This is a genomic window from Actinocrinis sp. (genome assembly GCF_035605935.1).
In the GTDB taxonomy this organism is placed as follows: domain Bacteria; phylum Actinomycetota; class Actinomycetes; order Streptomycetales; family Catenulisporaceae; genus Actinocrinis.
This window is the reverse complement of the sequence record NZ_DATNGK010000217.1, coordinates 1-9,334: the sequence shown is the minus strand read 5'-3', so window position 1 is coordinate 9,334 and position 9,334 is coordinate 1. Positions and strand designations below refer to the sequence as shown.

Sequence of the window (9,334 nt, the reverse complement as noted above, 5' to 3'; positions counted from 1 at the left end):
CAGTGCGGTAACGCACCTCGTCACGGCGCTCGTTGCGATGGCCGTGCTGTTCGGCGTCTTCTACGCCATCGCGATGTTCGGACCGATGGGCTACGGCGACGTGAAACTGGCCGGCGTCATCGGCCTCTACCTCGGCTGGCTAGCCATCCCGGCCGTCTTCGCCGGAGTGCTGCTCGGCACGCTCGCCGCCGCCCTCGCCGCGATCGGCATCGTCGCGGTGCGCGCCGCACGCCGCCAACCCTGGCGCCGCATGGAGATCCCGTACGGCCCGTATCTCCTGCTCGGCGCTTGGGTCGCCATCCTGCTCAACTTCTGGGGCTGATTCGGCGCGACCGGCTCACTGCCCCACGACGGACTGGATTTCCTGCACAGTCACTTGGTGCGTGTCACCAGGCATCGTGTCGATCTTCGGCCAGTTGCCACCGCCGCCGCCATTCCAGGCGACGCTCCACTTCACCGTGACCGACGGCTGGTAGACCTGCCCTTGGTTCGTAGAGTGGAGATATGTCACGCCGCAGGGCGGATTGCCCGCTTGGCCCGTGTATGGAGCGCCGACGGTGCCGTTGGCGCTTATCTTGCAGGGATCGAATACTTGCGCGTCCGCGGCTCGGGGCGTGCCCGGATCGACGGTGAACGAAACCGCCGTGGCCGTCACCTGAGCGCAGAAGCCCGGGTCGATTGCCATACAAGCCCTTAGCGTCTGCGGCGTGTACGGCCCGGCCCCGCCGCCGGGGTTCGCGGCCCACACCCACATCGGCAGGTTGACCGTTTGACCATTGGCCGGGCTGGAGCTGAAGTCCGAGGCAGGCAGTTCGATGATGGAGGCCAAATACTCGGCGAGCTCCTCCCGGGTGACGAGCGGACCGGTCACGTTCGCCGGAGCCGCGTCGCCGTTCGGAACCCACGACCAGGGCATGCCGTCGTTGTTCATCGTGTGCAGGAGGCAGGCGCTGAACTGCGGGGTGCCGACCATGTTCTGGTTGAACACGATGCTCCACCACGTGCCGCCGGGGTCTGCTCCGATGTTCCAGTTCGAGTAAGGCGGCCCGCTGGTGGACTTGTATCCGGGCGGCGTGGTCTCGCCCTTCCCGCCGTCCGTCTCGTAGTACTCGGTCATTTTCGCCCACGTCAGATCCGCGGACGAAGCGTCGGCGTAGTAGTCGTACGCGAAAGTCTTGAGCTGATCCGGCGTGAACACCGGTTGCCACCAGCAGGCCGGCGGAGTCCACGACGAGTCGTTCGACGCCCCCTGGCCAGGACAGACATTGGCGGTCAGTACGTGCACTGACATGTTGAACGTGATGTTGCCGCCGCCGATAGTCGGCGGCGTGATCACCGTGCCGCCGGAGCCGCTCGACGTGCAGCCGCTCGCGGCCTGCGCCGGCCCCGCGACGGCGATCGGCCCGGCCGTCAGCGCGCCGAGCACTGCCAATGACACCAGCAAGCGGTTCAGCCGACCACGCATTGCGAGGCTCCCGACTTGGTGAAGACCAGACTCAAAACCCAGGTATTAGCGGCACGCTTGGTGAACGTGCCCTGCCACAACGTGAAGTTGCCCTGTCCCGCGGTGTTCGTATCGTGCGTGTTGCTGCCGATCTTCATCGGATACGCCTGACTGGAGTCCTCGCAGGCGCTGTAAGCCGCTTGCGATCCGTCTTTCGACATCGTCACGGTGCGCTTGTACAGCCGGTCCGTGCCGGTCAGCCGCTCGTTGCGGGATTTCCACGTCTGCACCGACTGCGAAAGGCCGGCGTACGCGTCGCCATTTGTCCACTGCTTGAAGTTCGCGTCCTTCACATCGCCGGTGCTGATCGCCTCGACGAAGCCGTAGAACTGATACTCCGCGTCGAGCAGGACCGCGTCCTTGGTTGTGTCGCCGGTGGTGTCGGCCTCGATCACCAGGTGCAGATCGGATGGAATCGCGAATTTCGGGGCATCCACGGGCAAAACCGCCACTGCGGGCGCGCTGCTCGACGCCGGCGCCGCGCCGTTCGTCCCCGGCAGGGCGGCGGGCGGCTGGGAGGCGGAGGCGCCGCATCCGGCCAGCATCGCCGCCGTGGCCAAGGCTGCCACGGCGCCGGCGGCGCGGGAGGCGAAGCGGGCGGTGGTGCTGCGACTGCGACGGCGCATGAGTTCCCGTCCCCAGGGCCGGCCCGGGATTGTGGGCAGAGCGCTGAACTGACTGCTCGTCGGCCCGTGGCGCGATGTTGACAAGTCGGCTACGGATCGTACCGGCCGCAGTAGGCTGCCGGTAGTCGCAGAAGCCGGATTTAACCGAATCTTTTTCTACCGAACCGTAGGAAACCCGGCGCGTCGGGCGTGCGGGGCCGGACTTTCGGGATCTTGAGCCCGGGGTCTGTTCTCCAGCGTCACCGCGTGGGTACTATCAGCTTCCGACCCGGGCGGGAAGCCCGGCTTCCAGCGCAAACTCCAATACCAACCCTGACTCAAGCTTCCGCGTACCCTGACGAACCGAATGGCCGGGGGGCCTGAACACCGTGATGAGCAACGACAACGGCGCACCGCCGTCGGGCGGCGGGGGGTGGAAGCCGTCCCCGTCTCCATCCCAGCCCACGGCGACCATCTCCGGCCGGTCCATGCCTGGTGCGCCGCCCCCGTCGAACGTCCGGCCGCCCTCCGCGCCGCGGGATCGCAAGCCCGCGCTGGCCGCCCTCGGCCTGCTGCTCGTCTTGGTCGGCGCGCTGGCCTCGGTTTATCTCCAGCAGCGCGCGGGGAATCGAGTCGGTGTCGTCGAGATCGTCAAACGGGTGCCGCAAGGACAGGCCATCGCCGCGGACTCGATCAGCGAGGTGATGGTCGCGGTGGACTCGAACATCAGTTACGTCACCTGGTCGCAGTCCCAGGCCGGCGCACTGCACGGCTACACCGCGCGTACCGACCTGCTGCCAGGCACCCTGCTGGTCGGGCAGATGTTGACCACCGTGCTGCCGCTGCCGCCAGGGCAGGAGGTGGTCGGGCTCTCGCTCAAAGACGGCCAGTATCCGATCGGCATCCAGGTGGGGGACACGGTGAGCGCGTACTACGTCTCGAACAAGAACGATGACAAGACTGGGCAGTCGTTCCTCGGTGACGGCTTCACCACGCCACCGATCGTGGCGAGCGTGCGCGTTTACGACGTCGGCACGGCGAGCAACAACGGCTCGCTCGACATATCGCTGGTCCTGGGCCAGCTGAACGCAAACGCTGTCGCGCAGGCCGCTTCCGGCGGGAACCTCGTCCTCGCGTTCGACAAGCACACACAGTAGCGGGCCCTGTCATGGCATTGATCGTCGTCGCCGGCGACAAAGGCTCACCTGGGGTCACCACCGCCTCGGTGGCGCTGGCGGCCTCGTGGCCGCGCCGCGCGCTGGTGGCGGAATGCGATCCGCACGGCGGCGACCTGGTCTACCGGCTGGCCGCGGATCACGGTGGCCCGCTCGATCCGAATCGCGGTCTGCTTTCCATCGCGATCGCCGCACGCCGCGGCTTCGAGGCGTCCGCGCTGCCGCAGCACGTGCAGCGCATCACCGGCGGGCTTGAGGTTCTGGTCGGCCTCGGTACTGCGGAGCAAGCCGCGGCGGTTTCCGGTCACTGGCCGCAGCTCGGCCGCTGCTTCGATCACTACGCGTCGATCCCTTATGGCGCGGATGTCATCGCGGACTGCGGCCGGGTCGGCCCGGACTCGCCGGTGCTGGAGATGATGCCGTACGCCGCGCTCGTCCTGCTGATCGCTCGCGCCGACGCCGAACAGGTGGCGCACGTGCGTGATCGTGTTAATGGTCTGTCGAACCGCCTGCATGGCAACCAGGGTTCTTCCGCTTCGCTCGCCAGGCCGCCGATCGGCGTGGTGCTGATCGCGCCGCCCAAGGAGGCCAGGAGGGCCGCGAGCCAGGTCGGCGAACTGCTATCGGTCACCGCCGGCGGCGGTGAGGTGCTGGGCGTGATCGCGGACGACGCGGACGGCGCGGCGGCGCTCAACGGTCGCGGGCGGGCTCGCGTCGACAAGTCGCTGCTCATCCGCTCCGCGCGTGACGTGGCGTTATCCGTCACGCGGCGCTACGGCTTGTTGAAGGTCGAACCGCAAGCCGGTCAGGCGCCGGGGCTCAGCCAGGTTCCAGGGCACAATCAGGGCCAAGGGCACGGCCAGCCGTTCGGCCATGCGGTGGGTGCCTGATGGATCACGCGCTCGTCAAACGGCTGCGGCAGGAGGTCGGCGACCGGCTCGCGGAACAGCGGCGGCTCGACCAGATCTCCGGCCTGCCGCCGATGACCGGCGAAGACGAGCGGCAGTATGCGCGCGCCGTGATCGGGCAGGTGCTGGAGGAGCACGCGCGCGGCGAGGTCACCGTCGGCCGTACCCCGCCGAACGCCGAGGAGGAGGAGGCGCTGGCCTCCGGCATTCACGCGGCTCTGTTCGGTGTCGGACGGCTTCAGCCGCTGCTGGACGACCCGGAGATCGAGAACATCGACATCAACGGCTGCGACCGAGTGTTCCTCTCCTACGCCGACGGCCGCGAGATCATGGGCGAACCGATCGCCGAGTCCGACGAGGAACTCACCGAGCTGATCCAGATCCTCGGCGCGTACTCCGGACTGTCCTCCCGCCCCTTCGACTCGGCGAACCCGCAGCTGGACCTGCGGCTGCCGGACGGCTCGCGCCTCTCCGCGGTGATGGACGTCACGCGCCGTCCCGCGGTCTCGATCCGCCGCGCCAGACTCGGCAAGGTCTTCCTCTCCGATCTGATCGGCAACGGCACGCTCGTGCCGGAGGTCGGCTCGTTCCTGTCCGCCGCGGTCACCGCCCGCAAGAACCTGATGATCGCCGGCTCCACCAACGCGGGCAAGACGACCCTGCTTCGCGCGATGGCCAATGAGATACCGTCGCACGAGCGCCTGATCACCGTCGAGCGCGCGCTTGAGCTCGGCCTGGATCAGTTCCCTGAGTTGCACCCCAACGCGGTCGCGTTCGAGGAGCGGCTGCCGAACTCCGAGGGCCTCGGCGCCATCTCGATGGCGGAGCTGGTGCGTCGTTCCCTGCGCATGAACCCTTCGCGGGTGATCGTCGGCGAGGTGCTCGGCGACGAGATCGTCACCATGCTCAACGCGATGTCTCAGGGCAATGACGGCTCGCTGTCGACGATCCATGCGAACTCCTCGCTCGAGGTTTTCAACCGCATCTCCACCTACGCGCTCCAAGCCGATGAGCGGCTTCCGGTCGAGGCCTCGCACATGCTGATCGCCGGCGCCATCGACTTCGTGGTCTTCATCGAGAAGCGCAACGACTACGTCCGCGGTGGCACGCTGCGGCGCTACGTCTCCTCGGTGCGCGAGGTCAACGGCGTGGATGGCAGAGTGCTGTCTTCCGAGGTGTTCGCACCGGGTCTGGACGGGCGCGCCGTGCCGCATTCGCCCATCTCCTGCCTTGAGGAGCTGGTCGCGAACGGTTACGTACCCAGCGGATTGTGGCGGTGACGCGGTGCGCAACTGGGAAATCGGGCCGAGCCGAGGTGTGACGCCGTGAACCCGACCGGGCTGTTCACTCAGGACACCGCGCTGGCGGTGCTGGTCGGCGTCGTGGCCGGAATCGGGTTCGCGCTCCTGGTCGCCGGGTTGATCGGCTGGCCCAGCAAGCTCAAGGACGCCAGATCCAAGTCCGAGACCGACCGGCTGCGCAGACTCGGCCAGCGCCTGGTCATCGCGCTGGCCGTCGGACTGATCGTCGGACTGGCGAGTCAGTGGCCTGTCCTAGGGCTGGGCACGATCGCGCTGGCGCTCTTCTGGAATCAGCTGTTCGGCGGCGCGGGCGCGGAGAAGCTGGCGATGCGCCGGGTGGAAGCGCTGGCGATGTGGACGGAATCGCTGCGCGACACGATCGCGGGCGCGGTCGGCCTCGAGCAGGCGATCCCGTCCTCGGCGCGCGGCGCCGACCCGGTCCTGCGCGAACATCTCAATGCTCTGCTGGACCGGTTGCGCGGCCGGATGCCGCTGCCCGAGGCCCTGCAACACCTGGCCGACGATCTCGACGATCCCTCGGCCGACCTGGTGATCGCGGCGCTGATGCTCAATGCCAAGCTACGCGGCCCCGGCCTGCGCGAGGTGCTGACCGCGCTTGGTAAATCAGCCCGCGAAGAAGTCGACATGCGCCAGCGGGTCATCGCGCAGCGCGCTGGTACCCGCCGCTCGGTACAGATCATCGTCGCCGTGGTCGTCGTGTTCGTACTCGGCATGGCGATCTTCAATCGGCAGTTCGTCGCGCCGTTCGGCACGCCGGTGGGCCAGGTGGTGCTCGCCTTCGTTCTCGGACTGTTCGGCCTCGGCTTCATATGGCTGCGGCGCCTGGCCAAGGTCGAATCGCCGAGCCGATTTCTGTTGCGACACCCCGTGCCCGCGCAGCCGCAGCCGAGCCTGACAGGTCACCTGGGCGTCCCCGAGTCGGCCGGGTTCTCGTACCAGCCGGGCACACCGCCGGGCCCGCGACCGGGAGGCGTGTGATGCTGACCGAGGCTTTGATCGGCGCGTTGTGCGGGCTCGGACTCTTCATCGCGATCAGAGCTCTGATCCCGTCGAGACCGGGAGCGGCAGCGCAGGTCGCGCAGATCGACGCGCTGCGCGCCCGCGGTCAGTTCGGCGCTCCGAGCGCCGCCGACGGCTCGCTGCGCGAACGCATCGGGCTGCGCATCGCGCAGTTCTATGCGAGACAGGGCTGGCAGCAGCGCTCGGTGCGCGCCGACCTGTCGCTGCTCGAGCGCTCCTGGCAGCAGTTCCTGGTCACCAAACTGGGGTTGGCGGCGCTCGGCTTCGTTTTCGGCCCGTTGCTCTTCGTGCTGCTGTGGTTCGCCGGGCTGCATCTGACGCCGATCATTCCGGTCTGGCTGGCGCTGGCCTTCGGCGGGCTCTGCTTCATCCTGCCCGATCTCGAGGTGCGCCGGGACGCCACCGCCAAGCGCGACGACTTTCGCCGAGTAGTCGCAGCTTACCTGGACCTGGTCTCCATGAACCTGGCCGGCGGGCGCGGCCTGCCCGAGGCGCTGATGACGGCCGCCGAGGTCAGCGACGGCTGGGCGCTGCGCCGGGTGCGCGACTGCCTGACCGACGCGCGGCTGTCCGGCGTGCCGCAGTGGAGCGCCCTCGGCGACCTCGGCACCGAGATCGGCATCAAAGAGCTGACCGACCTGGGCGCCGCGCTCAACCTGGTGGCCGACGACGGCGCCAAGGTGCGCGCTTCACTGGCTTCGCGCGCCGAGACGATGCGGCGCAGAGAGCTGTCGGAAATGGAAGGAAAGGCGGGCGCGCGCTCCCAGTCGATGCTGGTCGCGCAGATATTGCTGGCCGCCGGATTCCTGGTCTTCATCGTCTATCCCGCCGCGGTTCGAATCTTCCAGCTGCACTGACCGCGGCACTACTGAAGGAGGGAACAGGATGGGCAACGTGTTCGGCGCCTCAGCGCTGCAGTATGCGCTGGTGAGTCTGCGTGCCCGGATCGCGCGGGTCCGCTCCGGTGAGACGGAGCGGGGCGCTTCCGCGGTCGAATGGGTGGTGATCTCGATGATCGTCGTCGGCATCTGCGTCGCGGTCGGCGTGATCCTGTCCACCGCTCTCACCGGCAAGGCGAACAGCGTGAGCGACTGCATCGCCGGCGCGAACAACACCGGTGGCTGCGGCTCGGGCGCCAACGGCGGAAAGCCGTGATGCTCAGGTGAAACAGCGCAGCGGGGGAACTCAACGGCGCCGGGACGTCGACCGCGAACATGAGCGCGGCGTCTCGGCGATCGAGTTCGTCCTGCTCACCCCGCTGCTGTTCTTCCTGATCTTCGCGACCGTGCAGTTCGCCTTGTACTTCTTCGCCCGCCACGTGGCCATCGCCGCGGCCCAGGAGGGCGACCGGGTGGCCCGGCAGGAGGCGGCTCATCCGAACGAGAACTGGTCGGCCGACGCGACGCAGAAGGCGCGCGACTGGATCAACCAGCTGGCGCCGAGCCTGCTGGACAAGTCGCAGGTGCCGCCCCCGCTCGAGTCGGGCGCGCCCGGCGCGGCCACCTGGACCGTGTCGGTGACCGTCACGGCCACCGTTCACTCCCTCTGGGGTGACATGAACGTCACCGAGACCAGCGCCGGTCCGGTCGAGCAGTTCGTCCCGGATCCGACGGCGAATTGACGATGTTGAACCCGGCGAGGCAGGCGATGAGACGGGAGCGCGGCAGCAACGACCGCTGTCGCCGTCATGCTCGTGGTCGCAGTCGCGAGGCGGGTATGTCCGTCGTCGAAGTCGTGCTACTCGCGCCGTTGGTCATCGGGTTCATCATGATCCTGGTCGTCTTCGGCGTGCTGGTGAATGAGCGCGGCAACGTCCAGGGCGCCGCCCGCGACGCCGCCCGCATGGGCTCACTTCAGCGCGACGACGCCACTGCGAACGCGCAGGCGCAGGCCGCCGCAGCCGCGGATCTGGGCAATAGCTGCGCGGGCGGCCCGGTAGTGACCCAGGTGAACCCGACCAACACGTCGTTGCCCCCGGGCGATTTCACCGCCGGCGGCTTGTACACCATCGAGGTCACCTGCGTCATTCCGCTCTCCGGACTCGATTGGTTCAGCCTCGGTAGTCAGACGATCACCGCATACTCGACCGCGCCGCTCGACACCTTCCGCAGGACCGGCTGATGCACATGCGCTCTAGTGGTAGAAGGCTAATTTGCCGGCGGCCGTGTGGCGAGCGCGGATCGTTCACGTTCGCGGTCATCTTCTGGGCGCTTATGGCGATGATGCTCGCCGGTCTTGTCGTGGACGGCGGCCTCGCGCTCACCGAACGCCAGCGCGCCGGGGACATCGCCGAACAAGCGGCCCGCGCCGGCGCCGACGACCTGGACCCGAACGCGTTGCGCAACGGTCAATACGTGCTCGCCCCCGACGCCTGTGCCCGCGCGCAGAAGGTCGTTTCCGCGGCGGGTGGCGCCAGCGCCGTCATTACCGGCGGCTGCCCGCTCGGCTCGCTCACATTGCCAAATGGCCTGGTCGTGCCCACCATGACGGTAAGAGTCCAGATTAAGTACTCGCCGATCCTCATCGGGATGATCTACACCGCGAACGACGGGAAGTTCATCGCCAACGCATCCGCCACCGCCCACCCCCAGCCGGGGCCTTGAGCCGGAGAGAGAGGAACGCCATGAACCCGCCGACGAGCGCGCCCTCCCGGTCCGGCCAGACCGGCCCGGCACAGTCGTATTCGGGATTGGGGCCCGCGTCGCAGGGCCCGCATCCCGGCGGTTGGGATCCGCAACCGCAGCGGATCAAGCACCGTCGCACGGCTGGCGACGTCGCTAAGGGCCTTGGCGCGTTCGTC

12 protein-coding genes are annotated in these 9,334 nt (G+C 68.1%); 10 read left to right on the top strand and 2 right to left on the bottom strand.

The features are described from left to right. On the top strand, positions 1–322 hold a 322-nt coding region (locus VN779_RS17625), incomplete at its 5' end, for a prepilin peptidase (protein ID WP_325724669.1). Between the two features lie 15 nt (positions 323–337). Here VN779_RS17625 and VN779_RS17620 read toward each other — a convergent pair. Both VN779_RS17620 and VN779_RS17615 read right to left on the bottom strand, forming a co-directional pair. Beyond that, positions 338–1,465, bottom strand: coding sequence for a hypothetical protein (locus VN779_RS17620; protein WP_325724668.1), 1,128 nt, complete (start codon positions 1,463–1,465; stop codon positions 338–340). Continuing rightward, complete coding sequence (locus tag VN779_RS17615) at positions 1,450–2,130, bottom strand: hypothetical protein (RefSeq protein WP_325724667.1); 681 nt, start codon at positions 2,128–2,130, stop codon at positions 1,450–1,452. The genes VN779_RS17620 and VN779_RS17615 overlap by 16 nt, the downstream gene beginning before the upstream one ends. Before the next feature lie 467 nt (positions 2,131–2,597). Between VN779_RS17615 and VN779_RS17610 the strand changes: the two genes are divergently transcribed. From VN779_RS17610 to VN779_RS17570, 9 genes are all read left to right on the top strand, one after another. Continuing rightward, positions 2,598–3,266, top strand: coding sequence for a hypothetical protein (locus VN779_RS17610; protein WP_325724665.1), 669 nt, complete (start codon positions 2,598–2,600; stop codon positions 3,264–3,266). A gap of 11 nt (positions 3,267–3,277) precedes the next feature. Continuing rightward, a complete protein-coding gene (locus tag VN779_RS17605; protein ID WP_325724663.1) occupies positions 3,278–4,174 on the top strand; it encodes a hypothetical protein in 897 nt (298 codons plus the stop codon). Beyond that, complete coding sequence (locus tag VN779_RS17600; protein ID WP_325724661.1) at positions 4,174–5,472, top strand: CpaF family protein; 1,299 nt, start codon at positions 4,174–4,176, stop codon at positions 5,470–5,472. Before VN779_RS17605 ends, VN779_RS17600 begins: the two co-directional genes overlap by 1 nt. 45 nt (positions 5,473–5,517) lie before the next feature. Then, positions 5,518–6,492 (top strand): type II secretion system F family protein, encoded by a 975-nt coding sequence (locus VN779_RS17595; protein ID WP_325724659.1) that lies wholly within the window; start codon positions 5,518–5,520, stop codon positions 6,490–6,492. Next, the gene (locus VN779_RS17590) at positions 6,492–7,391 is read left to right on the top strand and encodes a type II secretion system F family protein (protein WP_325724657.1); all 900 of its coding nucleotides are present in this window, start codon (positions 6,492–6,494) and stop codon (positions 7,389–7,391) included. Before VN779_RS17595 ends, VN779_RS17590 begins: the two co-directional genes overlap by 1 nt. A gap of 28 nt (positions 7,392–7,419) precedes the next feature. After that, entirely contained in the window at positions 7,420–7,689 is a 270-nt protein-coding gene (locus VN779_RS17585; protein ID WP_325724655.1) for a hypothetical protein, read from the top strand. A 7-nt stretch (positions 7,690–7,696) separates the two neighbouring features. Then, a complete protein-coding gene (locus VN779_RS17580; protein WP_325724653.1) occupies positions 7,697–8,155 on the top strand; it encodes a TadE family protein in 459 nt (152 codons plus the stop codon). A gap of 95 nt (positions 8,156–8,250) precedes the next feature. After that, complete coding sequence (locus tag VN779_RS17575) at positions 8,251–8,655, top strand: TadE family protein (RefSeq protein WP_325724651.1); 405 nt, start codon at positions 8,251–8,253, stop codon at positions 8,653–8,655. Then, on the top strand, positions 8,655–9,137 hold the full coding sequence (locus VN779_RS17570; RefSeq protein ID WP_325724649.1) for a Tad domain-containing protein: 483 nt from the start codon (positions 8,655–8,657) through the stop codon (positions 9,135–9,137). Before VN779_RS17575 ends, VN779_RS17570 begins: the two co-directional genes overlap by 1 nt. Positions 9,138–9,334 lie beyond the last annotated feature (197 nt).

Excerpts from the sequence above, each read along its gene's own strand:
- VN779_RS17615 (WP_325724667.1), bottom strand. The coding sequence starts at position 2,130 with ATGCGCCGTCGCAGTCGCAGCACCACCGCCCGCTTCGCCTCCCGCGCC.
- VN779_RS17610 (WP_325724665.1), top strand. The coding sequence starts at position 2,598 with ATGCCTGGTGCGCCGCCCCCGTCGAACGTCCGGCCGCCCTCCGCGCCG.
- VN779_RS17575 (WP_325724651.1), top strand. The coding sequence starts at position 8,251 with ATGTCCGTCGTCGAAGTCGTGCTACTCGCGCCGTTGGTCATCGGGTTC.
- VN779_RS17590 (WP_325724657.1), top strand. The coding sequence starts at position 6,492 with ATGCTGACCGAGGCTTTGATCGGCGCGTTGTGCGGGCTCGGACTCTTC.
- VN779_RS17605 (WP_325724663.1), top strand. The coding sequence starts at position 3,278 with ATGGCATTGATCGTCGTCGCCGGCGACAAAGGCTCACCTGGGGTCACC.
- VN779_RS17585 (WP_325724655.1), top strand. The coding sequence starts at position 7,420 with ATGGGCAACGTGTTCGGCGCCTCAGCGCTGCAGTATGCGCTGGTGAGT.
- VN779_RS17570 (WP_325724649.1), top strand. The coding sequence starts at position 8,655 with ATGCACATGCGCTCTAGTGGTAGAAGGCTAATTTGCCGGCGGCCGTGT.
- VN779_RS17600 (WP_325724661.1), top strand. The coding sequence starts at position 4,174 with ATGGATCACGCGCTCGTCAAACGGCTGCGGCAGGAGGTCGGCGACCGG.
- VN779_RS17620 (WP_325724668.1), bottom strand. The coding sequence starts at position 1,465 with ATGCGTGGTCGGCTGAACCGCTTGCTGGTGTCATTGGCAGTGCTCGGC.